At 71.8% G+C, this 26,061-nt stretch carries 21 protein-coding genes and 1 riboswitch; of the genes, 7 read left to right on the top strand and 14 right to left on the bottom strand.

Annotated features, from left to right (window positions below):
- Window positions 1-30 precede the first annotated feature (30 nt).
- Entirely contained in the window at window positions 31-237 is a 207-nt protein-coding gene (locus D4739_RS04510) for a hypothetical protein (protein ID WP_120059454.1), read from the top strand.
- Between the two features lie 78 nt (window positions 238-315).
- Complete coding sequence (locus D4739_RS04515; protein WP_120059455.1) at window positions 316-912, top strand: DUF421 domain-containing protein; 597 nt, start codon at window positions 316-318, stop codon at window positions 910-912.
- Here D4739_RS04515 and cobC read toward each other — a convergent pair.
- Genes cobC through cobN form a run of 5 tightly spaced genes read right to left on the bottom strand, consistent with a single transcriptional unit; the run spans window position 883 to window position 10,129 of the window.
- Entirely contained in the window at window positions 883-2,325 is a 1,443-nt protein-coding gene (gene cobC / locus D4739_RS04520; RefSeq protein ID WP_120059456.1) for an Rv2231c family histidinol phosphate aminotransferase CobC, read from the bottom strand. The two genes, D4739_RS04515 and cobC, sit on opposite strands and share 30 nt — an antisense overlap.
- Complete coding sequence (locus D4739_RS04525; protein ID WP_120061728.1) at window positions 2,322-3,746, bottom strand: cobyrinic acid a,c-diamide synthase CobB; 1,425 nt, start codon at window positions 3,744-3,746, stop codon at window positions 2,322-2,324. The genes cobC and D4739_RS04525 overlap by 4 nt, the downstream gene beginning before the upstream one ends.
- 7 nt (window positions 3,747-3,753) lie before the next feature.
- Window positions 3,754-4,368 carry a cob(I)yrinic acid a,c-diamide adenosyltransferase gene (gene cobO, locus D4739_RS04530; RefSeq protein ID WP_120059457.1) on the bottom strand — a complete coding sequence of 205 codons (615 nt, stop codon included), beginning with the start codon at window positions 4,366-4,368 and terminating at the stop codon, window positions 3,754-3,756.
- Window positions 4,368-6,458 carry a magnesium chelatase subunit D family protein gene (locus D4739_RS04535; RefSeq protein WP_120059458.1) on the bottom strand — a complete coding sequence of 697 codons (2,091 nt, stop codon included), beginning with the start codon at window positions 6,456-6,458 and terminating at the stop codon, window positions 4,368-4,370. The genes cobO and D4739_RS04535 overlap by 1 nt, the downstream gene beginning before the upstream one ends.
- Window positions 6,455-10,129, bottom strand: a complete 3,675-nt coding sequence (gene cobN / locus D4739_RS04540) for a cobaltochelatase subunit CobN (protein ID WP_120059459.1) — start codon at window positions 10,127-10,129, stop codon at window positions 6,455-6,457. Before cobN ends, D4739_RS04535 begins: the two co-directional genes overlap by 4 nt.
- A 54-nt stretch (window positions 10,130-10,183) precedes the next feature.
- Window positions 10,184-10,259: riboswitch (cobalamin riboswitch) on the bottom strand.
- A gap of 173 nt (window positions 10,260-10,432) precedes the next feature.
- On the opposite strand from cobN, the gene D4739_RS04545 reads away from it, so the two are divergent.
- From D4739_RS04545 to cobJ, 3 genes are read left to right on the top strand one after another with little or no spacing between them, the layout of a single operon-like run.
- The gene (locus tag D4739_RS04545) at window positions 10,433-11,605 is read left to right on the top strand and encodes a precorrin-3B synthase (protein ID WP_182920313.1); all 1,173 of its coding nucleotides are present in this window, start codon (window positions 10,433-10,435) and stop codon (window positions 11,603-11,605) included.
- Window positions 11,605-12,237 carry a precorrin-8X methylmutase gene (locus tag D4739_RS04550; RefSeq protein ID WP_220699229.1) on the top strand — a complete coding sequence of 211 codons (633 nt, stop codon included), beginning with the start codon at window positions 11,605-11,607 and terminating at the stop codon, window positions 12,235-12,237. The genes D4739_RS04545 and D4739_RS04550 overlap by 1 nt, the downstream gene beginning before the upstream one ends.
- Window positions 12,234-13,775 carry a precorrin-3B C(17)-methyltransferase gene (cobJ, locus tag D4739_RS04555; RefSeq protein ID WP_120059462.1) on the top strand — a complete coding sequence of 514 codons (1,542 nt, stop codon included), beginning with the start codon at window positions 12,234-12,236 and terminating at the stop codon, window positions 13,773-13,775. The genes D4739_RS04550 and cobJ overlap by 4 nt, the downstream gene beginning before the upstream one ends.
- On the opposite strand, the gene D4739_RS04560 is transcribed toward cobJ, so the two are convergent.
- Together D4739_RS04560 and D4739_RS04565 are read right to left on the bottom strand one after the other, a co-directional pair.
- Complete coding sequence (locus D4739_RS04560; protein WP_120061729.1) at window positions 13,776-14,504, bottom strand: cobalt-precorrin-6A reductase; 729 nt, start codon at window positions 14,502-14,504, stop codon at window positions 13,776-13,778.
- A 19-nt stretch (window positions 14,505-14,523) separates the two neighbouring features.
- The gene (locus D4739_RS04565; RefSeq protein ID WP_147384805.1) at window positions 14,524-14,781 is read right to left on the bottom strand and encodes a hypothetical protein; all 258 of its coding nucleotides are present in this window, start codon (window positions 14,779-14,781) and stop codon (window positions 14,524-14,526) included.
- Between the two features lie 83 nt (window positions 14,782-14,864).
- On the opposite strand from D4739_RS04565, the gene D4739_RS04570 reads away from it, so the two are divergent.
- On the top strand, window positions 14,865-16,001 hold the full coding sequence (locus tag D4739_RS04570; protein WP_120061730.1) for a cobalt-precorrin-5B (C(1))-methyltransferase: 1,137 nt from the start codon (window positions 14,865-14,867) through the stop codon (window positions 15,999-16,001).
- A 4-nt stretch (window positions 16,002-16,005) separates the two neighbouring features.
- Here the strand turns inward: D4739_RS04570 and cobM are convergent, their stop codons facing one another.
- The 7 genes from cobM to D4739_RS04605 all read right to left on the bottom strand — a co-directional run bounded on the left by cobM (window position 16,006) and on the right by D4739_RS04605 (window position 22,373).
- On the bottom strand, window positions 16,006-16,758 hold the full coding sequence (gene cobM / locus D4739_RS04575) for a precorrin-4 C(11)-methyltransferase (protein WP_238473521.1): 753 nt from the start codon (window positions 16,756-16,758) through the stop codon (window positions 16,006-16,008).
- Window positions 16,755-17,981 carry a precorrin-6y C5,15-methyltransferase (decarboxylating) subunit CbiE gene (gene cbiE, locus D4739_RS04580; protein WP_120059465.1) on the bottom strand — a complete coding sequence of 409 codons (1,227 nt, stop codon included), beginning with the start codon at window positions 17,979-17,981 and terminating at the stop codon, window positions 16,755-16,757. The genes cobM and cbiE overlap by 4 nt, the downstream gene beginning before the upstream one ends.
- Window positions 17,978-19,444 carry a cobyric acid synthase gene (locus tag D4739_RS04585; protein WP_120059466.1) on the bottom strand — a complete coding sequence of 489 codons (1,467 nt, stop codon included), beginning with the start codon at window positions 19,442-19,444 and terminating at the stop codon, window positions 17,978-17,980. The genes cbiE and D4739_RS04585 overlap by 4 nt, the downstream gene beginning before the upstream one ends.
- Window positions 19,441-20,406, bottom strand: a complete 966-nt coding sequence (locus D4739_RS04590; protein ID WP_238473522.1) for a cobalamin biosynthesis protein — start codon at window positions 20,404-20,406, stop codon at window positions 19,441-19,443. The genes D4739_RS04585 and D4739_RS04590 overlap by 4 nt, the downstream gene beginning before the upstream one ends.
- A 62-nt stretch (window positions 20,407-20,468) precedes the next feature.
- Window positions 20,469-21,746 carry an EsaB/YukD family protein gene (locus tag D4739_RS04595; RefSeq protein ID WP_120059467.1) on the bottom strand — a complete coding sequence of 426 codons (1,278 nt, stop codon included), beginning with the start codon at window positions 21,744-21,746 and terminating at the stop codon, window positions 20,469-20,471.
- A 3-nt stretch (window positions 21,747-21,749) separates the two neighbouring features.
- The gene (locus D4739_RS04600) at window positions 21,750-22,043 is read right to left on the bottom strand and encodes a WXG100 family type VII secretion target (RefSeq protein WP_120059468.1); all 294 of its coding nucleotides are present in this window, start codon (window positions 22,041-22,043) and stop codon (window positions 21,750-21,752) included.
- A gap of 12 nt (window positions 22,044-22,055) precedes the next feature.
- Window positions 22,056-22,373 carry a WXG100 family type VII secretion target gene (locus D4739_RS04605; protein WP_182920314.1) on the bottom strand — a complete coding sequence of 106 codons (318 nt, stop codon included), beginning with the start codon at window positions 22,371-22,373 and terminating at the stop codon, window positions 22,056-22,058.
- A 138-nt stretch (window positions 22,374-22,511) separates the two neighbouring features.
- On the opposite strand from D4739_RS04605, the gene eccCb reads away from it, so the two are divergent.
- Entirely contained in the window at window positions 22,512-26,054 is a 3,543-nt protein-coding gene (eccCb, locus tag D4739_RS04610; protein WP_238473523.1) for a type VII secretion protein EccCb, read from the top strand.
- The last annotated feature ends 7 nt before the right edge of the window (window positions 26,055-26,061 follow it).

Here is a 26,061-nt window from a genome sequence, read left to right on the forward strand (position 1 = left end):
GCTCAGCGACCCACACTGAGGAGGCCCACCATGACGATTCACCAGATCGACCAGAACGCCGCCACCCGCGCCGGCTCCAGCCCCGCCACCCGCGCGGCCACGGAAGTCAGCAAGCGCACCGATTCCCAGGTCCGCCACGCGCGTGAGCTCGTTTCGCTCTTCGACCGGCACCGCGAGCTGCGCGGCGTGAGCGCCATGGCCGACTTCTTCGACGACGCAGTGCGCTGGACTGCCTGATCCAGCCACGCAGCAGCGGCGGTCCCGGTCTCCGGGACCGCCGCTGCTGCGTTCCTGCCCGGGCGCCACAATGAACGCGTGACCGACGAGATCAGCCAGGGCCAGTTCGCCGACGGGGTGCTGGCCGACGTGCTGCTCGCGATCGCGATGACGATCATCGCGACGACGGTGATCTACCTGGTCTTCGTCGCCCTGGTCCGGGTGCTGGGCACCCGCACGATGGCGAACCTCTCCACCTTCGACTTCGCCTGCATGGTCGCCGTCGGCGCCGTCGTCGGCCGCACCGCCGTGCTCGCCAAGCCCAACCTGCTCACCGGCGTGGTCGCCCTGATCACGCTCTTCTGCCTCCAGGGCACGTTCGGCTTCATCCGCGCCCGTGAGCGCGGCAACCGTTGGGTCAACCCGCGACCGGTCGTCCTGGCCCGCGACGGGGTCGTCGACCACGACGCCCTGCGCCGCGTGCACCTGGTCGAGGATGAGCTGCGCTTCGCCGTACGCCGCGCAGGCCTGCCCGGCCTGGCTGCCGTCGGCCTGGTGGTGCTGGAGTCGAACGGATCGATCAGCGTGATCCGGGCGGCCCACCGCGAGGCCTGGCTCGAGGCTGACCTCCCTGGTGCGATCGTCCCCGTTGCCGACGAAACCGCCTCAGACGAGGCCGGTACGCCGCAGGGCTGAGGTCAGCGCCGCGACGTCGGTGCTGTCCCGCGCCGCGAAGCGCAACCACTGGTCGTCGAGACCGGGGAACGTGTCGGCCCGTCGCACGGCGACTCCCTGCTCACGGAGCCTGGCGCGGATCAGTCGTGCGTCGGGGTGGCGGGCGAGCACGAATGGACCGCGCGGGTCGTCGACGACCGTGAAGCCGTGGGCGCTCAGCGTTGTTGCCATGTCGGCGAGCTTGCGCGGGAGCTCAGCGCGGACCTCGTCGGCATGGGCGAGGCCGACCGGCGAGAGACAGGTCCGGGCCGCGACCGCAGCGAGCGTGCCGACGGGCCAGGGGTTCCTTCGGGCAGCGAGGCGGGCGAGCAGGTCGGGGTGGCCGATCAGGTAGCCGATCCGCAGTCCCGCGATCGAGTAGGTCTTGGTGAGGCTGCGCGCCACCAGGTAGCCCTCGTCGGCGGCCGCACGCCTGGCGAGCGAGTCGACCGGAACGTCGACCGGTTCCACCGCGTCGAGGAACGCTTCGTCCACGAAGACCAGGCGGCCGGGGGCGGCCAGCGACTCGATCTCGGAGCGGGGGTGGAGACGGCTCGTCGGGTTCGTCGGGTTGCCGATCACGACCAGGTCCGCGTCACCTGGGTCGAGGCCGGCCAGCCGGAATCCGCTTGCCTGGTTGAGGATCAGGCGCGCTGGCTCGTGTCCCGCGGCCCGGAGTGCGGCCTCAGGCTCGGTGAACTGGGGGTGCACGATCGCCGGGCTGCGCCACGGCTGCTGCGCGACCAGCGTGAATGCCTCCGCCGCTCCGTGGGTGAGCAGCACACTCTCGGGCGCGACACCGTGCGCAGCAGCCACCACAGCGGTCGCGGCACGCGGATCCGGGTAGCGCGCCAGGTCCCCGATCGCCTCGCGGAGCGCCTCGGCCAGGAACTCCGGCGGCTCCTCGCTGTGCACGTTGACCGCGAAGTCGAGCATCCCCCGGGTGACCTCGACATCCCCGTGGTGCCCCAGCTCATATCCGCCGAGACGCCAGGTTTGGTGTGCCGAGAGGTCAGGTCTGGCGGGCTGAGAGGCCAACAATTGCGCGACCACGACGACCCACCCGTCCGCCTTCACCGGCGAAGCGAGCGGGGTCGCGCCACAGGCCCGGACCGCGGCCTCGGCGACGCTCGGCGTACCGATGTGGCGGGCGACGGTCGAGCTCGGGTGGTCGACCGGCTGGGTGGCGAGCTCGTCGGCGGTGAAGTCACGGATCCCGGCCTCGGCGACGACCGCGAGGAGCTGGATGCCGGGGTGGGACGCCCGTGCGTCGATGGTCGCCAGGCACTCGACATCGGTCAGCGCCAGCCCGTGATCGGCCAGCGCCTTGGCGGCGAGGTCGAGCAGCGCGGACGGCTCCGCCCCCTCGCGCCCGCCGATGCCGAGGACAGTCATGCGGTGACGCTCGCGGCGTACTCCGTCGCTGCGGCAACCAGGCGCTCCGCGTGCTCCGGGTGCCCGGCCCCGTGCACATGCAGGTACGACGCGTGGACGTTGCCGCTGACCCAGCCCTCGGTGGCGGGGGTGCCGTCGTGGAGATCCCAGCGCCAGGCCGGGGCGGCCGAGCCGTCGTCGTAGGTGACGGCGGTCTTGTGGAACTCGTGACCGGTCACTTCCTCACCGGCGCGGACCATCGGGCCATCGACAAGTGCCGTGGCGCGCCGGTAGCCGAGGGTGAGCCGCCTGGTCATCGCGGCGGTCATCGGGACGACCTCCGCCATCGGCACCCCGTCGAGCGCGCGGCCGAGGTAGAGCAGGCCGGCGCACTCGGCGACGACCGGCCCACCTGCACTGGCGAAGGCAGCGACATCGGCGAGGAGCTCGGCGTTGGCAGCGAGCGCGTCGAGGTGCATCTCCGGGAAGCCACCGCCGATCACCAGCGCAGACGCGTTGGCGGGCAGCCGGTCGCCCCGGAGTGGATCAACGGTCACGACCGACGCGTCAGCCGCCGCGATCTGCTCGACGTTCTCGGCGTAGGTGAAGGAGAAGGCCGGGCCACCGAAGACGGCGACGACCGGGCCACCATTGCTGGCCTCTCGGCCCGCCAAACCTGGCCCCTCGGCGCGCAAGGCCTGGCCTCTCGGCGGGGAGGGAGACCAGGGATCGGCGTCGAGGTCGGGGGCGGCGGCAGCCAGGGAGAGGAGCAGGTCGAGGTCGACGTGGGCACCGATCAGATCGGCCAGCGCGGAGACGGCGGCGACTGCTTCGGGGGTGCGCTCAGCGACCGGGATCAGGCCGAGGTGGCGCGACGGGACGACGATCTCGGGCAGGCGCGGGACGACGCCGAGGATCGGCACGCCGACGATGGAGGCGCGGACCTCGGCCTCGTGCCGGGGAGAGGCCACGTTGTTGAGGATGACCCCGGCGACACGGACGTCAGCGTCGTACGTGGTGAAGCCGTGGACGACCGCACCGACCGAGCGGGAGGCGGCGGCGCAGTCGACGACCAGCACCACGGGGGCCGCAACGAGCCGCGCGACGTGGGCAGTCGAGGAGAAGCCGGAGCCGCCGAGCTGACCGTCGAACAGGCCCATGACGCCCTCGATCACGGCGACATCCGCCAGCGACGGGGTGGAGGCACCGTGCAGCAGCAGCGGCACGATCCGCCCCTCGCCCTGGAGCATCGGGTCGAGGTTGCGACCGACCCGCCCTGCGGCCAGGCCGTGATACGAGGGGTCGATGTAGTCGGGCCCGACCTTGTGCGGCGACACCTTCAGCCCCCGCGCACGCAGCGCGGCCATCAGCCCGGTGGCGATCATCGTCTTGCCGTGGCCACTCCCCGGAGCGGCCACGACAAAGCGAGGAAGTCGCGTCACCACGCCCTCACCATTCAATGCCTCGCTGGCCCTTCTGGCCCGCGTCCATCGGATGCTTGATCTTGGTCATCTCGGTGACCAGGTCGGCCACCTCGATGATCTCGGGTGCGACGTTGCGACCGGTGATGACGACGTGCTGGTGGCCCGGGCGGTTCTTCAGGAAGTCAGCGACCTCCGCCGCGTCGATCCATCCCCACTTCACCGGGTAGGCGAACTCGTCGAGGATGTAGAGGTCATGCTCCTCCGCCAGCATGCGGCGCTTGATCTCCTCCCAACCGTCGCGCGCGACCTGGGCGTGGTCCTCGTCCTCGCCCTTCTTGCGCGACCACGACCACCCGTCGCCCATCTTGTTCCACTGGACGGGGCCGCCAGCGCCAGTCTCCTCGTGCAGCTTGCCGAGGGCGACGTAGGCGGCTTCCTCGCCGACCTTCCACTTCGCCGACTTCACGAACTGGAAGACCGCGACGTTCCAGCCCTGGTTCCAGCCACGGAGGCCGAGGCCGAAGGCAGCCGTCGACTTCCCCTTGTTCTCACCGGTGTGGACCATCAGCAACGGCCGGTTGCGGCGCTGACGCGTGGTCAGGCCGTCGTCGGGGACGGTTTCGGGAACTCCCTTTGGCATCAGGCTGCACCCTTCTTCTCGTTCACGATGTTCTTGAGGGTGGACGCAGCGACCTCGCCGAGCGGCAGGTGGTCGGCGCCGAGACGGACAGCCAGGTCCTGCGCCAGCCCGAGGCGTACGACGGCGCGCTGGTCCTCGGCGTCGACGACGACCCAGGGGGTGCCGTGGGTTCCGAGCAGGTCGGCCGTGCGCTGGGCACGGGACAGCGCGCCCTTGCCGGAGGTCGCGCGGCCGTCCGTCACGAGTACGACGAGGGGCCGGCGCTGCGGGTCGCGCGCGCGTTCGCGGCGTACCACCTGCTCGGCGGCGACAAGTGCCTCGGCCAGCGGCGTGCGGCCACCGGTCGGGACATCGCCGAGCATGCGCTCCGCGCGGTCGACGGAGCTGGTCGGCTCGAGCGCGACCGTGGCCTTGTCACCACCGAAGGTCACCACGGCGACCTTGTCGCGGCGCTGGTAGGCGTCGAGCAGCAGGCTGACCACCGCGGTCTTGATCTCCTTGACCCGGCGGGCGGCGCCCATCGAGCCGGAGGTGTCGACCACGAAGACGACGAGGTTGCCCTCCTTGCCCTCCTTCAGCGAGCGCCGGAGGTGCTCGGGTCGCAGGCTGACGCCCGGCGTGGACTGGTCCACCGCCGAGGCGAGCAGGGTGCCCGTCACGGAGAGGCCCTGGCCCTGCGGGTTCTTCAGCGGTACGGCGCGCAGGTGACGGCCGACCGCGGTGATCGCGGTGCTGCGGCGGCCGGTGACCCCCTGCCCGACGCGGTCGACGGTGAGCAACCGGGCGGCGTACGGGGTGCCGGCGACCTCGCGGGTGCGCTCGGCGGCGTCGTTGCTCAGGTCCGTGCCGCGGTCCTTCGGCTCGCGGGCTTCGGGGGGCTGCGGGGCGGAGGACTGGGGAGGGTTCTGCGGGAGCTCGACATCTGTTGAGCTGTCCGGAGCCTCGACGGATGTTGAGGTCGCGGGCGACCCTTCCGGAGAACCCTCATCCCCACCATCGGGGCCACCCTCCGGGCCACCGTCGGGGCCAGCGTCGGGGTCGGTCGGGTCCGGGTCCGGCTCATCGTCGGGCGACTCGGGGGCGTGCTCGTCGAGCAGCTCCTCGAGGTCGGCGCCGGAGTCGTGCGAGTCGAACGGGTTGCGCCGGCGGCGGTGCGGGAGCGCCAGCCGGGCGGCCACACGGACGTCCTCAGCAGTGACCACGGTGCGACCGCACCAGGCCGCGTGGGCGACAGCGGTGCGGGCGGTGACCAGGTCGCCACGAAGACCGTCGACGTCATAGGCAGCACAGAGGGTCGCGATCTGGAGCAGCACCTCATCCGGCAGCTCGACCGACGGCAGCAGCGTCTGAGCGGCTGAGATCCGCGCGGCCACATCCGCATCGGCCGGACCGTGCTTGGCGACGAACGCCTCCGGGTCGGCCTCGAACGCCATCCGCGATCGGATCACCTCGACGCGCGACTCGGGGTCACGCGAGGCAGCAACATCCACGGCCAGCCCGAAGCGGTCCAGCAGCTGCGGACGGAGCTCGCCCTCCTCGGGGTTCATCGTGCCGACGAGCACGAAGCGCGCCTCGTGGGTGACCGAGACGGCCTCGCGCTCGACGCGTGCACGGCCCATGGCCGCGGCATCCAGGAGCGAGTCGACCAGGTGGTCGGGCAGCAGGTTGACCTCGTCGACGTACAGCAGGCCGCGGTGGGCGCGGGCGAGCAGGCCGGGCTCGAAGGCGACCTCGCCGGAGGCGACCAGCTTGTCGAGGTGCAGCGAGCCGACGACACGGTCCTCGGACGCACCGACCGGCAGCTCCACGAGCGCTACGGGCCGCTCGACGACAACGGAACCGTGGACAGCGACGTCCGGGCAGGACAGGTCAGGAGCGTCCGGCGCGCAGGAGAACCGGCAGCCGTCGATCACGGAGAGGGGCGGCAGCACCGAGGCCAGGCCCCGGACCATCGTCGACTTCGCGGTGCCCTTCTCGCCGCGGACCAGCACGCCACCGATGGCGGGGCTCACGACGGCCAGCGAGAGCGCAAGGCCGAGGTCGTCCTGGCCGACGACGGCGGAGAAGGGGAAGACCGTCGAGTCGCTCATGACTGCGACCGACCCTCGATCTCGCCCTCGGTCTCGAGCATGATCTCCGCGAGCGCCTGCTTCATCTCCGCCGACGGCTGCTCCCACAGGCCACGAGCCTGCGCCTCGAGCAGTCGTTCGGCCATGCCGTGCAGCGCCCAGGGGTTCGCCTCTTCGAGGAACGCACGGTTCTCCTCATCGAGCACATAGGTCTCGGTGAGCTTCTCGTACATCCAGTCGGCGATGACGCCCGTGGTGGCGTCGTACCCGAAGAGGTAGTCGACGGTCGCGGCCATCTCGAACGCGCCCTTGTAGCCGTGGCGACGCATCGCCTCGATCCAGCGCGGGTTCACGACACGAGCGCGGAAGACGCGGGACGTCTCCTCGACCAGCGTGCGGGTGCGGACCGACTCGGGACGGGTCGAGTCACCGATGTACGCCGCGGGGGCCGTGCCCGTGAGCGCACGAACGGTGGCGACCATGCCGCCGTGGTACTGGAAGTAGTCGTCCGAGTCGGCGATGTCGTGCTCGCGGGTGTCGGTGTTCTTGGCCGCCACCGCGATGCGCCGGTACGCCGTCTCCATGGCGTCGCGGGCCGGCTCTCCGTGCAGGTCGCGACCGTAGGCGTAGCCACCCCAGGTCGTGTAGACCTCGGCCAGGTCGGCGTCGGTGCGCCAGTCCTTGGAGTCGATCAGCTGCAGCAGGCCGGCGCCGTACGTGCCCGGCTTGGAGCCGAAGATCCGGCTGGTGGCGTCACGCTCTCCAACACCCGAGGCGAGGTCGGCCTGGACATGGGCCCGGACGTAGTTGTCCTCAGCGCTCTCCTCCGCGGACGAGGCGATGCGGACGGCGTCGTCCAGCATGGAGACGACGTGCGGGAAGGCGTCGCGGAAGAAGCCGGAGATGCGCATCGTGACGTCGACGCGCGGCCGGCCGAGCTCCTCCAGGGAGATCGCCTCGAGGTGGGTGACGCGACGCGAGGCCTCGTCCCAGACAGGGCGAACGCCCAGCAGGGCAAGGCACTCGGCGATGTCGTCACCGGAGGTGCGCATGGCCGACGTGCCCCACATGGAGAGGCCGACCGACTTCGGGTAGGCGCCGGTGTCGGCCTTGTGGCGCTCGAGGAGCGAGTCGGCCAGCAGCTGGCCGGTCTCCCACGCGAGCTGCGACGGGATCGCCTTCGGGTCGACGGAGTAGAAGTTGCGACCGGTCGGCAGCACGTTGACCAGGCCACGCAGCGGCGAACCGCTCGGGCCGGCCGGCACGAAGCCACCACGCAGCGCGTTGACGATGTTGTCCAGCTCGTCCGTGGTCTTGTCCATGCGCGGGGAGACCTCGGCGATGGCGAACTCCAGCACACGCCTGACCTCGACCGCGTCGGAGTCCGCGGGGATCAGTTCGAGAGCCTTGTCGATCGCGGAGTCGGACCAGCCGCCCGCGTCAATGGTCGAGATGAGCTCGCGAGCGATCGCCTCGAACTTGTCGGCACCCTTGCGGTCGCGAGCGTCCTCGTCGAGGCCGAGCGCCTCGCGCAGGCCGACGACGTGGCGGTTGCCGCCCCAGAGCTGGCGGGCCCGCAGCACCGCGAGGACCAGGTCGATCTTCGGCTCGCCGGCCGGGGCCTGGCCCAGGACGTGCAGGCCGTCGCGGATCTGGGAGTCCTTGATCTCGCAGAGCCAGCCGTCGATCTGCATGATGATGTCGTCGAAGCGCTCTTCGTCCGGCTTGTCGATCAGGCCGAGCTCGCGGTCCATCTTCGCCGCCTGGAGCAGCGTCCAGATCTTGCCCTGGAGCGCCGGCACCTTGGCCGGGTCCATCGTTGCGACGTTGCCGTATTCATCGAGCAGCTGCTCCAGCCGCGAGATGTCGCCGTAGGACTCCGCGCGCGCCATCGGCGGCACCAGGTGGTCGACGAGCGTGGCGTGCGCGCGGCGCTTGGCCTGCGTGCCCTCGCCCGGGTCGTTGACGAGGAACGGGTAGATCAGCGGCAGGTCGCCGAGGATCGCGTCAGGCGCGCAGTCGGCGGAGAGACCGGCGTTCTTGCCCGGGGTCCACTCGAGGTTGCCGTGCTTGCCGAGGTGGATGATCGCATCGGCACCCCAGCCGCCCTCGCTCTCGGGAGCTTCGAGCCAGCGGTAGGCAGCCATGTAGTGGTGGCTCGGCGGCAGGTCGCCGTCGTGGTAGATCGCGATCGGGTTCTCGCCGAAGCCGCGCGGCGGCTGCACGAGCACGACGATGTTCTGGCTCTGGATGGCAGCGAGGATGATGTCGCCGCCATCCTTGCCCCCGTCCTTGGCAGCGTCGACGAAGAGGGAGCCCGGTGCCTCGCCCCAGTGCTCGACCATGTCGTCGCGCAGACCGGACGGGACCTTCTCGAACCACTTCTTGTAGGTGGCCGCAGGCACGCGGTTGGTGTTGGCGTCGAGCTGGCCCTGGGTCAGCCAGTTCTCGTCGTAGCCACCGGCCGCGATCAGCGCGTGGATCAGGGCGTCGCCGTCCTTCTCCTTGACGCCGGGGAGCTGGTCCGCACCGACCCAGCCCTCGTCCGAGAGCCGCTGCAGCAGCGCCATCGCCGAGGCACCGGTGTCGAGCCCGACCGCGTTGCCGATGCGGGCGTGCTTGGTCGGGTAGGCCGACAGCACCAGCGCGATGCGGTGGTCCGCAGGATCGATGTGGCGCAGGCGGCCGTGGCCGATCGCAAGACCGGCGACGCGGAGAGCGCGCTCCGGATCCGCGACGTACGCCGGGAGGCCCTCCTTGTCGAACTCCTTGAAGGAGAACGGCACGGTGATGATGCGGCCGTCGAACTCGGGCACGGCGACCTGGGTCGCTGCGTCGAACGGCGAGACGCCCTCGTCGCTCTCCTCCCACGTCGCGCGGGAGGAGGTCAGGCAGAGCGCCTGCAGGATCGGGCGGTTCAGGTTGGCCAGCGCGCCGGCGTCCCAGGCCTCGTCGTCGCCGCCGGCCTGGGCCTTGGCGGGCGTGGTGCCACCGGCCGCGAGCACGGTGGTCACGATGACGTCGGCCTCGGCGAGTGCCTCGAGCAGCGTGGCGTCGGCATCGCGGAGTGACGCACACCAGATCGGGAGGGCGACGCCGCCCTTGGCCTCGATCGCGTCGCAGAGCACCTCGACGAACTCGGTGTTCCCGGACATCTGGTGGGCGCGGTAGTAGAGCACCGCCACCTTCGCCGAATGGTCAAGATTGGTGCGCCCAGAGGTCAGGTTTGGCGCGTCGAGAGGTCGGGCCTGGCGCTCGAGCCGCCCCCACGCCGGCGACGCGGCCGGCGCGTCGAAGCCCTCGCCGGTCAGCAGCACGGTGTCGGAGAGGAAGCGCGCCAGGTGCGCGAGGTTGGCCGGGCCACCGTGGGCCAGGTAGGCGTGCGCCTGCGCAGCGACTCCGGCAGGCACGGTCGAGTGGCCCATCAGGTCGGCGTCGGGCGCCTGCTCACCGGTCAGGACGACGACCGGCTTGCCGCTCGCCAGAAGGGCATCGAGGCCCTCGGCCCAGGCCTGGCGGCCACCGAGCAGGCGTACGACGACGAGCTCGGCGCCGTCGAGCAGATCGGGAAGGTCCGCCAGCGCGAGCCGCGCAGGGTTGGAGTAGCGCCACTCGACAGTGCCTTCGTCGGTGACGTTGGCAGCGCGGGCGCTCATCAGGTCCGTGTCGGAAGTCGACAGGAGCAGCAGCACGGGAATCCTCTTCCTGGGGTGTCCTCGCCCCGGGTTCAGGGTTTTGGGTGACGGGAGTTCCTGACTCGGCCGCGTTGCTCACGCGGCGTACACAGTGGCGGGACCGTGCCGGAATCACACCGGCTTCCTCCGCGTGTCACCTTCAACTTCGGGCGGGCACCCGGACGGGCGCACGCCCGACGAGCATAAACCGGGCGCGGGCGGGCCTCAGACCGTCACCAGATGGCAGTCGCTCCGCCCCCGCGTACCAGCGCTGCTGCAGGCTGAGCGCGGCCCGCGCCCGAGGACGTAGCCTTGTCGATCGTGATCCCCTCCCCTGACCGCCCGAGCAGCGACGACAGCTGCCCCGGTGCCGTGCGCCTCCACGCCGCCGACGACGGGTACGTCGCGCGGGTGCGCATCCCGGGTGGGCGGGTTTCGCCGGCGCAGCTGGTTGCGCTGGCTGATCTCGCGGAGTCCGCGGGCGACGGACACCTCTACCTGACCTCACGCGGCAACGTGCAGCTGCGCGGGCTCGGCTCCGGGTGTGGCCAGGACGTCGCCGATGCCCTGTACGCCGCGGGCCTGTTGCCGTCGGTCAGCCACGACCGCGTGCGCAACGTCGTCGCCTCGCCGCTGTCCGGAGTGGTCGGACCCGACATCGAGAGCTTGCTCTCCGAGCTCGATGCAGCGCTCCTCGAGGACGAAGCACTGGTTGCCCTGTCGGGGCGCTTCTTGTTCGGCATCGACAACGGGACAGGCGATGTCCTGGCGCTGAAGCCCGACGTTGCCGTCATCGTCGAGGCGGGCGACACGGTCCGCCTCGCCATCGCAGGCCAGCCCACGGCCGTTGCCGCCCCGACCGATCTGGCCGTTGACCTGCTGATAGGCGCCGCCCACCGGTTCCTCGCGCTCCGTGCCGAGCACGGCCCGACAGCCTGGCGGGTCAGCGACCTTCCGGATGCTGCGCTGGTGGAGTTGGCTCCGGGGCGCCCCGGTCCAACTCTCGGCGCGCCAGACCTGACCTCTGGGCACACCAATCTTGACCTTTCGGCGGGGGAGGCGGCGGGGCTGGGCAATCACGGGTCCACGGTCGTCGCGGGGGTTCTCCTCGGCAGCGCACCGGCAGAGGCCTGGCGCGCGATCGCGGCTCTCGTCCCCGCGGACGCGGCCGGCGCGATCCGGCTGACGCCGTGGCGTTCGGTCGTCCTGATCGGCCCGACCCCGGACGCCATCGACGTCCTCGCGTCGCACGGATTCCTGCTCGACGACGCCGACCCGCTCGCCCCGGTCACCGCCTGCATCGGCCGGCCCGGCTGCGGCAAGGCGCTGGCCGACGTACGCACCGACGCCCTCACCCTGGCCACAGATCCGACGTTGGCCACCCCGGGCGCGCGCCTCCACGTCTCCGGCTGCGACCGCCGCTGCGGCCACCCGACCGGACCCCACCTCTCGGCCGTCGCCACCGGTGACGGCTACCAGATCCAGGAGCTGTGATGCAGTACGAGAAGGACGGCAACGCGATCTACGCGGAGTCGTTCGCGACCATCCGTCGCGAGGCTGACCTGTCCCGGTTCGACGCCGACACCGCCCAGGTCGTCGTACGCATGATCCACGCGTGCGGCCAGGTCGACCTCGCCGCCGACGTCGCCCACACGCCCGGGCTGGTCACGGCCGCGCGCGAGGCACTGAACGCCGGCGCGCCGATCCTCACCGACGCCAACATGGTCGCCTCGGGCGTCACCCGTGCCCGGCTGCCGAAGGACAACGAGGTGCTCTGCGCCCTGCGGGACCCCGCGGTCCCCGCGCTCGCCAAGGAGCTGGGTACGACGCGGTCCGCTGCCGCGCTGGAGCTGTGGCGCGACAAGCTCGAGGGCTCTGTCGTCGCGATAGGCAATGCCCCCACCGCGCTCTTCCACCTGCTCGAGATGATCGCCGCCGGCGCCCCCAAGCCCGCCGCGATCATCGGCATCCCGGTGGGATTCGTCGGCGCGGTCGAGTCCAAGGTCGCGCTCGCCGAGAGCAACCTCGGCCTCGACTGGATCGTCGTGCACGGCCGTCGCGGCGGCTCCGCGATCACCGCTGCCGCCCTCAACGCGCTGGCGACCGAGCAGGAGATCATGCGATGACCCACTCCGCGATCGAACCGGGTCATCTCTACGGCGTGGGCCTCGGCACCGGCGACCCGAAGCTGATGACGCTGCGCGCGGTCGAGGTCATCGAGGCCGCCGATGTCGTCGCCTACCACTCCGCGAAGCACGGCCGCTCCAACGCGCGTCGCATCGCCGCCGCGCACATCCGCGAGGACCACATCGAGGAGCACCTGGTCTATCCGCTGACCACGGAGACCACCGATCACCCGGGGGGCTACCGCGGCGCGATCGAGGAGTTCTACGAGGAGGCCGCGGCTCGGCTGGCAGCCCACCTCGATGCAGGTCGCTCGGTTGCGATCCTCTCCGAGGGCGACCCGCTGATCTACTCGTCGTACCAGCACATGCACAAGCGCCTCGCGCACCGCTACCCGACCGAGACCATCCCCGGCGTCTCGTCGATCCAGGCCTCCGTCGCCGCGCTCGGCGTACCGCTCACGGAGGACCGCGAGGTGCTCACCGTCCTCCCCGGCACGCTGCCGATGGAGGAGCTCGCCGCACGGCTGGCCTCCACCGACTCGGCCGTGATCCTCAAGATGGGCCGCACGTTCCCCGCGATCCGCGAGGCCCTCGAGAAGGCCGGACGCCTCGACGACGCCTGGTACGTCGAGCGGGCGACGATGCCTGAGCAGCGGGTCGAGAAGTTGGCCGACGTCGACCCCGAGAGCGTTCCGTACTTCTCGATGGCCGTCCTCCCCTCCAAGGTCGCCGGCATGCACGTGCCCAACCACGGACGTCGAGACGTCGCTACTTCGGCGCTCGACAAGCCTGCTGGGAAGGTCACGGTCATCGGCACCGGCCCGGCCGGCCCGATGTGGCTGACGCCTGAGGCGAAGGGGGCACTCTCCGTTGCGGATGACCTCGTCGGCTATACGACGTACGTGAAGCGGGTGCCGGAACGTCCCGGTCAGGTCCGCCACCTCTCCGACAACAAGGTCGAGTCGGAACGGGCCGAGTTCGCGCTCTCGCTGGCGCGCGAAGGACGCAACGTCGTCGTCGTCAGCTCCGGCGACCCGGGGGTCTTCGCGATGGCCACAGCGGTGCTCGAGGTGGCCTGCGAGGAGCAGTACTCCGACATCGAGGTGAAGGTCCTGCCCGGCATGACCGCCGCGCACGCAGCCGCCTCCCGCGTCGGCGCACCCCTCGGTCACGACTACGCCACGATCTCCCTGAGTGACCGGCTCAAGCCGTGGGACGTCATCGCCCAGCGCATCCGCGCCGCCGCGGAGGCCGATCTCGTGCTCGCGATCTACAACCCGGCCTCGAAGGAGCGCCGGCACCAGGTCGTCGCGCTCAAGGAGCTGCTGCTCGAGGTCCGCAAGCCGAACACCCCGGTGGTGCTGGCCCGTGACGTCGGCGGGCCGACCGAGGTGATCCGCATCGTCGAGCTCGGCGAGATGGATCCCGAGGTCATCGACATGCGGACGCTGATCCTGGTCGGCTCGAGCCAGACACAGATGGTTGCCCGCGCGACCGGCGAGACCGTCGTCTGGACTCCGCGCCGCTACCCCGACTGATCAGAGCAGGCGGGCTGCCCAGTCGACGGCAGCCTCGACCTCACCGATCATGTCGGCGCCCTCGGGCACCGGCGGCCGGGCAATGACGATCACGCGCATGCCCAGCTGAGCGGCTGCGTCCAGCTTGGCTGCGGTGGCGGACCCGCCCGAGTCCTTGGTGACCAGGGTGTCGATGCCATGGCGCTGCATCAGCTCGACCTCGTCCTCGAGCGCGAACGGACCCCGGTCGAGCAGGAGCACGTGGTGGTGCGGCAGCACCGTCGGTGGGTCGATCGCCCGGATCAGGAATCGCGCATCCACGTGCGCGAAGGCGGCCACGTGCTGCCGCCCGATCGTCAGGAAGACGTGGGCACCGGGCTCGATCGCGGCTGCCGCGTGGTGCACGTCCGGGACCACCTCGAACTCCGGATGCAGGATGAATCCGGGCCGGCGCAGCAGCAGGTGGTGCGCGCCGACGTCGCGCGCCGCGGCGTACGCGTTGGCGCTGATGTGCTCGGCGAAGGGGTGCGTCGCGTCGACGACCGCGTCGACCTTCTCGTCGCGGAGGTACGCCGCGAGGCCGGCGGAGCCGCCGAACCCCCCGATCCGCACGTCGCCCGCGGGCAGCACCGGCTCGGCAACGCGGCCGGCAAGGGACGAGACGACATCGAAGCCGAGGGCAGTCAGTCGGGGGGCGAGTTCACGGGCTTCGGTGGTGCCGCCCAGCAGCAGGATCCTCACCCGCGCCATCATGCCGCGTCGAGGCGCCTCAGAACGGAAGCAGGCCGATCATGTACAGCGGCCAGAGGAAGATCTGCGCGAGATAGTCGATCGCACCGAAGGGCGTCAGCAGCTCGATCGAGGACGCGTGCGAGTTCATGTACAGCAACCCGGCCACGAGGTACGGAATGCCCAGGATCACCGCGACCGTCATCCACCCCGGCGCGTGATGGTGGGCGATCGGGTCCCAGTCGGACTCCGGCGTGGTCTTGTCCTTCATCTCCATGAGGTCCCTCCCGTGGGTCAATGCACCGACGATAAGGGAGTTCGCGACCAATTACTACAGTTAGGTAGTAATTGGTCGGGGCACCGGTGGGCAACAATGTCCGCGTGACCAGCGAGCAGTCGTCCCCGAGCGGGCGCCCGGCCCAGCTCGAGCGCACCGGACTGCGCTCCGGCTGGACGACAGGCGCCTGCGCGACGGCCGCGACCACTGCGGCGTACACCGCGCTGCTGACCGGCGAGTTCCCCGATCCGGTCACCATCAACCTCCCGACGGCCTCCCCCGCCTTCGCGCTCGCCGTCGAGGCCGTGTCGACCGGTCCGAGCGACCGGTGGGCGATGGCCGGCATCGTCAAGGACGCCGGCGACGACCCCGACGTCACCCACGGCGCGCTGGTCCGCGCGACGGTACGCCGCGGCGCGCCGGGCTCCGGCGTGACCTACGTGGCGGGTCCCGGTGTCGGCACCGTGACCAAGCCCGGACTGCCGCTCGCGGTCGGCGAACCCGCGATCAACCCGATGCCGCGGCAGTTCATCGCCGAGCATGTCGCCGCAGTCGCCGCGGCACACGGGGACGCCGGCGACGTCGTCGTCGAGATCTCGATCGACCACGGCGAGCTGCTCGCCACCAAGACCTGGAACCCGCGCCTGGGCATCCTCGGGGGGCTCTCCGTGCTGGGCACGACCGGCGTCGTCGTGCCCTACTCCTGCTCAGCCTGGATCGACTCGATCCGCCGCGGCATCGACGTCGCCAGGGCGGCCGGCCACACCCACGTCGCCGGGTGCACGGGGTCGACCTCGGAGAAGGTTGCCGTGTCGACCTATGACCTGCCCGATGATGCACTGCTGGACATGGGCGACTTCGCCGGAGCGGTCCTGAAGTACCTCCGCCGGCACCCGATCGACCGGCTCACCATCGTCGGCGGCTTCGCGAAGCTCTCCAAGCTCGCCGCCGGCCATCTCGACCTGCACTCGGGGCGCTCTCAGGTGTCGGTCGCGCACCTGACCTCACTGGCAGCTGCCGCAGGTTTCGCGCTCGACCTGACCGACTGCAACACCGGCCTCGAGGCGCTGCACCGGGCCCAGGCCTCGTCCGTGCCGCTCGCCGACCTGGTGGCTTCGGCTGCGGCATCCGAGGCGCTCGCCGTGCTGCGTGAGGCGCCCGTCGTCGTCGACGTGATCTGCATCGACCGCGCCGGCACCATCGTGGGCCGCTGCGAGCCGCGCAGCCGGGCTCAGTCCTGAGCGGTCAGCTCAACGAGCGGTCCCGGTCGCAGCTGTAGAGGTGCGAGTCGCGGAAGCCCTCGGCGGCGAGCGACCGGCCGACCATGATGACGGCCGACCGCTTGAGGCCGGCGTCCTTCACCTGCTGTGCGATGTCGCCGAGCGTGCCGCGCAGGATCACCTGGTCGGGCTGCGAGGCCTGGAAGACGACAGCAGCCGGGCAGTCGAGACCGTAGTTGGGAAGCAGCTCGCGCACGACCTCGTCGACCAGGTGCGTGGCGAGGTGGAGCACGATCAGCGCACCGGCCTTGCCGAGGTTGTCGAGCGTCTCGCGCGGCGGCATCTTGCTTGCCTCCCGAGACAGCCGGGTCAGCACGACCGACTGGTTGACCTCGGGGACTGTGAGCTCTAGACCGAGCGCAGCCGACGCGGCCGCGAAGGCCGGGACACCCGGCACCATCGTGGAACCGATGCCGAGCTCGTTCAGTCGACGGACCTGCTCGGCGACGGCCGAGTAGATCGACAGGTCACCCGAGTGCAGCCGCACGACGTCCAGGCCGGCGTCGCGCGCCGCGGCGTACTCGGCGGTGATCTGCTCCAGTGTCAGGTGCTGCGTGTCGACGCGCCTGGCGTCGGCGGGCACCTCGGCGAGGAGCTCCTCGGGGACCAGCGCACCGGCGTACATCACGACGCGGGCGGACTGCAGCAGGCGCAGGCCGCGCACAGTGATCAGGTCCGGGGCACCGGGTCCAGCACCGACGAAAAATACGGTTGTCACTTCGCTCCCTTTTCGGCGCTCCACTGCACCACGGTCATGGCCGCGCGCCATCCGGTGAACGCGCCGACCGGAGTCGAGCGCGCCACATCGATCTTCACGAGCTCGCCGCCGCGCTCGGCGCGGAGCCGGGTGACCAGCGCCTGCGACTCGAGCGTGACGGCGTTGGCCACGAACCGACCGCCGGCCGGCAACGCCGCCCAGCACGCGTCGAACACACCGTCCGCGGTCAGCCCACCGCCGACGAAGACGACGTCCGGGGTCGGCAGACCGGCCATCGCCTCGGGCGCGCCGCCGGTCACCACCTCGAGCGCGGGTACGCCGAGTGCCGCGGCGTTGGCGACGATGCGCTCCGCACGAACCGGGTCCTTCTCGACGCAGACCGCCCGCATCGACGGGTGGGCGCGCAGCCACTCGATGGCGATCGAGCCCGACCCGCCGCCGATGTCCCAGAGCAGCTCACCAGGGCGGGGTGCGAGCGTCGACAGGGTGAGTGCGCGGACGTGGCGCTTGGTCAGCTGGCCATCGCTCGCGAAGGCCTCGTCGGGCAGCCCGTGGGTCTCCGGCAGGGAGGGCGCGCCGGCGAACTCGACCGCGCTCACGCTGACCCCACCCACCGCCTGGCTGCCCCAGTAGTCCACCTGGTCGGCGAACCCGCGCAGGCTGCGCTCGCGACCGCCGAGGTCGGACAGGACCGTGATCCGGGAACCGCCGAAGCCCGCCTCGGTCAGCAGCCCGGCAAGCGCTGCGGGTGTGCCGGCGTCGCGGTTGAGGACGAGCAGGCGCCGACCCTGGCCTGCGTGACGCAGCACGGCGGCCAGCGGAGCGGTCAGCGTCGAAGCCACGGGCGTCGACTCGACCGCCCAGCCCATGCGGGCACAGGCGAGCGAGACCGAACCAGGGTGCGGGATGACCTTCACGTTGGGCTGGCCCAGCTCGTCGATGAGCGTCCGGCCGATGCCGTGGTGCATGGGGTCGCCGGAACCGAGGACCACCAGACCGGCGTCGCGATGTGCCTCGACCAGCTGTCGCACGGCGGGGCGCAAGGGCGTCGGCCAGGTGACGCGCTGCGCGGTCACGCTGGCGGGCAGCAGCTCGAGCTGGCGGGCGCCGCCGATGACCACGCCCGCCTCGTCGATCGCGGTGCGCGCGGAGGGCGCCAGCCCGTCGTAGCCGTCGACACCGATGCCGACCACGATCACCCTGTTCCTGAGGTGCTCGGTCATGAGGTGCCTCCCGCCTGCTCGCACAGGTCCATCAGCGACGTGAACCCGACGTTGTCATCGAGTGCATCCGCGAGCCGGTCCAGCATCTGCTCCCGCCGGTCCGCATAGCCAGCGGCGTCGGGCACGGGCTGCCACGACGAGCCCGCACGCTGCGCGACCTCGGTCAGGAACGCACGCCGGAAACCATCGTTCTCGAAGGCGCCGTGCCACGTCGTCCCCCAGACGGAGCCGGAGGTGAACCCGTCGAGGAACTCCTCGGCATCTCCCCCGGACGTGAGCGTGGTGACGCCGTGATGGATCTCGTACGCCGTGACCGGCTGTCCGCGCCACTCGCCGGTCGGGCGGCCGAGCAGCTTGTCGGCGCCGAAGAGCACTCGCGTCGGCAGCAGGCCCAGGCCCGCAACGGTGCCTCCGCCCTCGATGCCGTTCGGGTCCTCGATCACCTGGGCGAGCATCTGGTTGCCGCCGCAGATGCCGAGGACAGGACGGCCGTCCGCGACCCGCTTCGCGATCACCTCGTCGAGTCCGCGCTCGCGCAGCCAGGCCAGGTCGGACATCGTCGCGCGTGAACCGGGAAGGACGACCAGGTCAGCGTCGGCCAGGTCGCCGCCGCGGACGGTGAAGGAGACGTCGAGGCCGGGCTCGGCGGCGAGCGCGTCGATGTCGGTCGCGTTGGAGATCCGGGGGAACCGCACCGCCGCCACCGTCAGCTTCGGTCCGCTGCGGGTGTCCTTGCTCCAGCCGCCGATCGCGAGCGCGTCCTCCGCGTCGAGCCACAGGTCGGGCAGCCACGGGAGCACGCCGAGCACGGGCCGCCCGGTGCGCTCCTCGAGCGTGACGAGCCCGGGCCGCAGGAGGTCGAGCGAGCCGCGGAACTTGTTCACTATCCAGCCCTTGAGGTGCGCCTGGTCCTCGGGGTCGAGCAGCGCGAGCGTGCCGTACATCGCCGCGAGCACGCCGCCCCGGTCGATGTCACCGACCACCACGACCGGGAGGCCGACCTCGCGGGCCAGCCCCATGTTCACGTAGTCGCCGCCGCGCAGGTTGACCTCGGCCGGAGACCCGGCGCCCTCGGCCAGGATCACGTCGTAGCGGCTGGCGAGATCGCGGAACGCCTCGAACGCGGCCGCGGCGAGATGGCGCCGGCCGGTGGCGAACTCGCCCGACTCGAGCGTGCCCGCCGGCTGTCCCATCAGCACGATGTGGCTGCGGCGGTCGGAGCCGGGCTTGAGCAGCACCGGGTTCATGGCCGCCTCGGGCTCGACGCGCGCTGCGATCGCCTGCAGCCACTGGGCCCGGCCGATCTCGGCGCCGTCCGCGCAGACCATCGAGTTGTTGCTCATGTTCTGGCTCTTGAACGGCGCGACCCGCACCCCGTTGCGCGCGAAGAGCCGGCACGCGGCCGCGGTCACCAGGCTCTTGCCGGCATCCGAGGTCGTGCCGGCAATCAGGAGGCCCTTCATCGCCGCGCTCCCCGGCTCGCGCCGATGGTGAGCGCCAGCCCGGCCGCAGTGAACAGTGCCGCCGACGACACCTGGCGCGAGAGCCGGTTGGCGCGAGCGACGTCGGCAACGGCGACCTCGCGCCCGTCGCCGAGTACGCCGCGCTGCTCGGTCACGCCCTCGTAGGTGTTGCTGCCACCGAGTCGCACCCCCAGCGCCCCTGCGTACGCCGCCTCCACCGGGCCGGCGTTGGGCGAGGGGTGGAGTCGCGCATAGCGGCGCCACGTCGTGAGCGCCTCGCGGCGACCCGTGACGATGAAGACGAGGAAGGCAGCGATGCGCGCAGGGACCAGGTTGAGCCAGTCGTCCAGGCGCGCGCTCGCCCAGCCGAACTGCTCATACCGCGGCGACCGGTAGCCCACCATCGCGTCGAGGGTGTTTGCAGCGCGGTAGCCGAGCAGGCCGGGAGCGCCCAGCAACCCGCCCCAGAGGAGCGGTGCGACCACGGCGTCGGAGGTGTTCTCGGCGATCGACTCGACCGTTGCCCGGGCCAGGTCCGGCTCGCTGAGGTTCGAGGCATCGCGTGCGCAGAGGTGGGAGAGCCGCTGACGGGCGCCGGGCAGGTCGCCTCCGTCGAGCAGGCCAGCCATGGCGTCGCCCTCCCGGACCAGGGAGGTGCCGCCGAGCGCGATGAAGGTCGTCGCCGTGGTGAGTCCGAGCTCGGCGAGAACGGGCCCGACGCCAGGGAGGCGCTGGAGACCGGCACGCGCGCCGAGGGTCGCGGCGGTGGTGCCACCGACGAGGGCAGCGGAGTAGGCGGCACCGCGAGCTCGCGAGTCGGCGTAGACGCCGTGCTCCAGTCGCCGGGCGAGGGTGCCGAAGAGCGCGACCGGGTGGTGGCGCCGCGGATCGGCGAACGCGAGGTCGAGAGCGAAGCCGGCGCTCAGTCCTGCCGCGCGTGCCGCCATCACCTTGCCGCTCATGGTGCCCGAGCCTAGTTGCCCCGCGCGGCCTGATCCTGCGCAGCCCCAGCGGAGAGACGGGCTCATCGAAGAGGCAGCGTCCGCACGACGTCGAGCACGCCCGCGCTGACCACCAGGAGCGGGAGCAGCGCGATCATCAGCCATGCCTCCGCCTGGTCCAGCGCCAGCGCCATCCGCGGAGAACTGCCGCGGTCGCACAGGACGTGGACCGGAACGAACAGGCCGATCAGCGCCGCAGCCACTCCGAGGTACGCCGCCCAGGCCGGCCAGAAGAGCAGCGCCGAGCCGCCTGCGACGGCCAGCCCGGCAACTCCGAACCCGAGGCCGAGCAGCACCTCCGCGGCGCTGTGGTGATGCCGCGCACGGACGATCGGGAGCAGCGCGGCGGTGACGGCCAGGAGTGCGCCCGCCCAGCCAGTCCGCACCGCCGCCGGGATGAGGACCAGGGCGAGCAGTCCGGTGGTCGCCTGGAGGGCGCGGAGGATGTCGTGCCCCGTCGCCACTGTCGCGGCAAGGCCGGGCGACCGGTCCCCGGACGCCAGGCCGCTCTCCGCGATCGTCAGGGCCACCCGCGGCAACCCCGGCGCAACGACGACCGTGGCCGCGAGCGCCACCGCAGCCAGGAAACCGGTGTCGAGCGACGTGTGCGCCTCCAGGGCACCCAGGGCGCTGAGCACACCGCCGGCAACGACCGCGGGAAGGACCAGCAACCACCGGTCGGTGAGCGCACGCGTGAGGAGCCCACCTGCGATGCACGCAGCGGCACCCGCGAGGGCAGCACCGCCGATCAGCTGGCCCCCTGCAGCCGCGTAGGCGATGCCCGCCCATCCGGCCAGGAGAGCCACCAGGCCCTCCTGGCGTCGGCGATCGAGCGCCGCGGCCGCCACCACGAGGACGGATGACACCGCGAGCGCCGCGGCACCCGTCCACGCCACAGCACCGAGCAGCAGGGCAGCGAGCCCGATCGCCAGGGCGAGCGCTCCCGTCGCGAGGGCGGCTGGGCGCGCAAGCGCCTGGTGCCACGGCAGACAGGTCTGCACGACGGCGTCGGCCATCTCCTCGACCGGGTCATCGAAGCGGGTCCGCGCCAGGTCGTCATCGGGGACCAGCGACAGGACCTGCCCGTCCCGCACTCCCTGGGCCTCGAGCCCAGCCTCCGCACGGAGCACCTTCCCGGCTGGATCGACCAACCGATGCGCCCGGGCCGATCCGGATGGCTCCTGCAGCCCCACCGCGGCCGCCAGGTCCGGGAGCAGCTCAGCGACGGCCAGCGTGCCGGGCACTGCCAGGTCGGCCCGACCCTCTGCCCCTGCGACCGTGACCCGCACCAGCTGCCCCATCTCTCAGCCGCCGAACCTTCGGGCGTTGGCGGTCTCCGCCGCCCGGTAGTCGTCCGCCGCACCGTCGACGGCCTGACCAATCGCCTGCAGCACCTCCTTCATGTCACGCATCGCAGCGCCCCACTGCAGGCGCGCCTGCGTGAATGACTCGGAGGCGGCACCGGTCCAGTCCGGCGCGCGACCCTGCATGCGCTGCTCGAGACCGGTCAGCTGCTCCTCGATGGCTGCGGCCGCTGAACGGAGCCCCGCGCCGGCGTCGCCGAGTGCGGCGTACCCGACCTTGAGTGTCCCAGTCATGATCCCAGCCCCTCAGCCCAGCAGCCCGGCATAGCGATTGAGCGCAGCGGCAACGCCACCGTCGGTTTCTGCATAGGTGCCCTCGGTCGCCCGGAGCTGTGACTCGAATCCGTCGAGCGCGGCGATCACCTGGTCGGCGCTGCGCTGCCATGCCTCGATCGCGCCGCGGAACGCACGCTCCCCCTGGCCCTCCCACTGCCCGGAGAGCTGCTCGAGTCGCGTCCTCAGCCCACTGAGGTCACCGGTGAGATCGGCGCGCGTGCGCGCGACGTCGGCAGCAGCCGCGACGAGGACGTCGTCGGTCTTGCTCAGTCCAGCCATGTTGCTCATGGTCATCCCTTTCCACGCCAGCGGTCGCGGCGTCGTACTCGGTGACTCCCCTTCATCCACGCCACCCAAACCCGGTTGTCCACAGGCCCGGGAGGTAGCCCTCCCCAGATGTCCGTACGTCGACCTACCGTCGTCGGCATGTCCCCGGAAACGCTCCGCCTCTCCCCGCCTCCGGCCCTGCGGCCGCGCGAGGGGAGCGGCTCCGCGCTGCTCCTGGCGCTGCCCGCGCTCGGTGGCGTCGCCTCGGTCGCGCTGGTCGCGAGCATGGGCATGGGTGCGAGCGGCACTCTGCGGACCCGCAGCCTGCTCGCCGCCGGCGTCGTCCTGGTGACCACGGTCGGGTTCGTCCTCGTGCAGCTCGACCGGCAGCGACGGCAGCAGCAGCTCCAGCGGGGCGGATCCCGGAGCGACTACCTCGACTACCTCGGTGGGATCCGGGAGACGGTGCGCGAGGCAGCGGCACTGCAGCGTGCCTCGTTGATCGCGGCGTTCCCCGATCCGTCGGCCCTGCCCTTCCTGACTCGGGCCCCGACCGCACCGGCGGCAGCCGGGGCCGGCCCGTTGCCGGTGCGCGTCGGGCTGGGCAGCCGCCCGCTCGACCTGCTCCTGGTCCCGCCCGAGCGGACTCCGGGCGAGCCGCCGGATCCCGTCGCCGCGACGGCGCTCGAGCGGCTCCTCCACCTTCACCGGACCCAGCCCGACCTGCCCGTGACCGTCGACCTCGATGCGCTCCGACGGATCGAGGTCGACCGATCTGGGGCCCGGGCACTCGTCTGCTCGGCTGCCGCGCGCTACGGCCCCGGCCGCCTGCGGATCGCCGTGCTCGCCAGCCCCGAGCTGCTCGGCCGGTGGGAGTGGGCCAAGTGGCTGCCTCACGCCGGCTCCCTCAGCGAGGACGACGAGACCGGGCCGGCCCGCCTCATCGCCACCGACCCGTCCGCCCTCGCTCTCGCGTCGAGCGATCCGGGGCATCTGGTGATGGTCCTCGACGGCGTCCCGCATGACCAGGACGTGACGACCCTGCTGGGGCGGATGAGCTCCCACTCGGTGATCGAGATCAATGCCGAAGCCGCACCACTGGCCACAGCGCCCGACCGGTGCAGCGTGGCGACAGCTGAGGTCATCGCCCGTCGGCTCAGCTCACGGCACCCGCAGACGGCGGGCTCCCCCGACACCCTGGCGGACCTCCTCCGCGCAGATGCCGGTTCGCGGCAGCGGCTCCGGGTGCCGATCGGAGTGACCCACTCCGGCGCGCCGCTCCTCCTCGATCTCCGCGAGTCGGCAGAGGGAGGCGACGGACCCCATGGGCTGGTGGTGGGCGCCACCGGATCGGGCAAGTCCGAGCTGCTGCGCACGCTGACCGTCGCTCTCGCGCTCGTCCACCCGCCGGAGGAGCTCAACCTGGTCCTCGTCGACTTCAAGGGTGGGGCCACCTTCGCCGGTCTGGGCACCCTCCCCCACACCTCTGCCCTGATCACCAACCTGAGCGACGACCTCGCGCTCGTCGACCGCATGCACGATGCGCTCGCGGGTGAGCTGGTCCGCCGCCAGGAGGTCCTCCGTGCGGCCGGTGACTTCGCCTCGCTCCGCGACCTCGACGCCGCGCGCGCCTCCCGCGCGGACCTCCCGTCGCTGCCAGCCCTCCTCGTCGTCATCGACGAGTTCTCCGAGCTGCTGACCACCCGTCCCGAGCTGGCCGAGCTCTTCGCCGGCATCGGCCGACTGGGTCGCTCGCTCGGCATCCATCTCCTGCTGGCCACCCAGCGCCTCGACGAAGGCCGCCTGCGCGGACTCGAGGCGCACCTCGGATTCCGGATCGCGCTCCGCACCTTCTCCGCGGCCGAGTCCCGCGCAGCGATCGGCGTCACTGACGCGCACGACCTGCCACGCACGCCGGGTGTCGGCTACCTCTCGACCGGCCCGGGGGCTCTGGTGAGGTTCCGCGCCGCTCATGTCTCCTCTCCGGTCGCACCGCGCGACACGACCCCGCCGCGCGTGCTGCCGTTCACGGCGGCGCCAGTGGTCGCACCTGATCCGCCGGCCATGCCGGGCCAGCCCGCCCCTTCCTTCCTCGACTCCGCCGTCGCCGCGGCATCCGAGCAGGCAGGGGAGGACCGCCGAGCCCACCGCATCTGGCTCCCGCCGCTCCGCGGCACGGTCCCGCTGACGGCGCTGGTGCCCGATGTTGCCGCGGACCCCGACCTCGGGCTGGTCTCGCCGGCGTGGCGCAGCGTTGGCCCGCGGACCTTCCCCATCGGCGTCGTCGATCGCCCGCGGGAGCAGCGTCATGAACCGCTCGTGGTCCGGCTCGACGGCGCCACTGGCCATGCTGCGGTCGTCGGCGCACCACGATCGGGCACCAGCACCCTCCTGCGCACGCTGGTCACCGGGCTTGCTCTGACCGGCACGCCTGCAGAGACGCAGTTCCTCCTGGTCGACCTGGCCGGGGGTGACCTGACCTCGCTCTCCGGCCTTCCCCATGTCATCGCCACGGCGGATCGCCGGCAGCCCGAACGCGTCCGCCGCATCCTCTCCGAGGCGATCACGCGGGCAGATGGCGACAACCCGTCCGAGCTGTTCCTCGTCATCGACGGCTGGGGTGGTGTCCGCGAGCTCTTCCCGGACCTGGAGGCCGACCTGGCCGCGCTCGCTCAACGGTCGCTCTCCTCGGGCGTCCACCTGATCGTCTCGGCGACGCGGTGGGGTGACCTGCGCCCGGCGTTGCGCGACGTCATCGGCACCCGGCTCGAGCTCCGCCTCGGCGACCCGTCGGAGTCCGGGCACGGCCGCCAGCTGGCCTGCCTGGTGCCGGTCGAGCCCGGGCGAGGGCTCGCTCCCGGCGGTCACCACTTCCTCGCCGCCCATCCCGGTGATCCTGGCGAGTTCACCGCACGGGTGCGCGAGGCCTGGCGGGGACCGGATGCACCTCCGCTGGTCGACCTGCCCTCTCAGGTCGACCTCGCGCGGCTCCTCCACGAGCACGCCCCAGGTTCCGCAGACACCCTCACCCTCGGCGTCGGCGAGGACCTGGCACCCCTCAGGTTCACTCCCGCCGAGCTCCCCCACCTGATCGTCTACGGCGACAGCGGATCCGGAAGGAGTGCGCTGCTCCGGACCATCGCCAGCGAGGTCGTCCGCACGCACGAGCCCGAGGAGGCGCGGATCGTGGTGGTCGATCCGCGCCGATCACTGCTGGGCGAGGTGCCCGAGCGCCATCTGCTCGACCATGTGGCGACCCCCGACGCGATCACGTCGGCGATGACGGACCTGGCCGAGGTGCTCCGCGGCCGACAGCCACGGCCCGACGTCAGCCGGGCAGAGCTCCGGGCCCGCAGCTGGTGGACGGGGCCCGAGGTCTGGCTGCTCGTCGACGACCACGACCTGCTCACGGCCGGCGCGGCACTGATGCCCCTCCACGACCTGCTGCCGCACGCACCCGAGATCGGCCTGCACCTGGTGGTGACCCGGCGGGCGCACGGGGCCGCGCGGGCCCAGCACGAGCCCACCCTCCGGATCCTCCGCGACAGCCGTGCGCCGGTCCTGCTCCTCGACGGGCCACCCGAGGAGGGCCCGCTCGCCGGGCCGCACCGTGCCGCGCCGCAACCGCCCGGTCGGGGACTCCTCGTCACCGGCCGAGCGGCCAGGCAGGTGCAGCTCGCCTGGCTCGATCCTGCGGAATGACGCGGTC

Origin of the sequence: Nocardioides cavernaquae (assembly GCF_003600895.1) — a bacterium.
Lineage (GTDB): Bacteria > Actinomycetota > Actinomycetes > Propionibacteriales > Nocardioidaceae > Nocardioides > Nocardioides cavernaquae.

What these genes read in the sequence shown, in the direction of transcription:
- D4739_RS04510 (WP_120059454.1), top strand. Translation starts at nt 31, where the DNA reads ATGACGATTCACCAGATCGACCAGAACGCCGCCACCCGCGCCGGCTCC.
- cobC (WP_120059456.1), bottom strand. Translation starts at nt 2,325, where the DNA reads ATGACTGTCCTCGGCATCGGCGGGCGCGAGGGGGCGGAGCCGTCCGCG.
- cobO (WP_120059457.1), bottom strand. Translation starts at nt 4,368, where the DNA reads ATGCCAAAGGGAGTTCCCGAAACCGTCCCCGACGACGGCCTGACCACG.
- D4739_RS04535 (WP_120059458.1), bottom strand. Translation starts at nt 6,458, where the DNA reads ATGAGCGACTCGACGGTCTTCCCCTTCTCCGCCGTCGTCGGCCAGGAC.
- D4739_RS04550 (WP_220699229.1), top strand. Translation starts at nt 11,605, where the DNA reads ATGCAGTACGAGAAGGACGGCAACGCGATCTACGCGGAGTCGTTCGCG.
- cobJ (WP_120059462.1), top strand. Translation starts at nt 12,234, where the DNA reads ATGACCCACTCCGCGATCGAACCGGGTCATCTCTACGGCGTGGGCCTC.
- D4739_RS04560 (WP_120061729.1), bottom strand. Translation starts at nt 14,504, where the DNA reads ATGGCGCGGGTGAGGATCCTGCTGCTGGGCGGCACCACCGAAGCCCGT.
- cbiE (WP_120059465.1), bottom strand. Translation starts at nt 17,981, where the DNA reads ATGACCGAGCACCTCAGGAACAGGGTGATCGTGGTCGGCATCGGTGTC.
- D4739_RS04585 (WP_120059466.1), bottom strand. Translation starts at nt 19,444, where the DNA reads ATGAAGGGCCTCCTGATTGCCGGCACGACCTCGGATGCCGGCAAGAGC.
- D4739_RS04590 (WP_238473522.1), bottom strand. Translation starts at nt 20,406, where the DNA reads ATGAGCGGCAAGGTGATGGCGGCACGCGCGGCAGGACTGAGCGCCGGC.
- D4739_RS04595 (WP_120059467.1), bottom strand. Translation starts at nt 21,746, where the DNA reads ATGGGGCAGCTGGTGCGGGTCACGGTCGCAGGGGCAGAGGGTCGGGCC.
- D4739_RS04600 (WP_120059468.1), bottom strand. Translation starts at nt 22,043, where the DNA reads ATGACTGGGACACTCAAGGTCGGGTACGCCGCACTCGGCGACGCCGGC.
- D4739_RS04605 (WP_182920314.1), bottom strand. Translation starts at nt 22,373, where the DNA reads ATGAGCAACATGGCTGGACTGAGCAAGACCGACGACGTCCTCGTCGCG.
- eccCb (WP_238473523.1), top strand. Translation starts at nt 22,512, where the DNA reads ATGTCCCCGGAAACGCTCCGCCTCTCCCCGCCTCCGGCCCTGCGGCCG.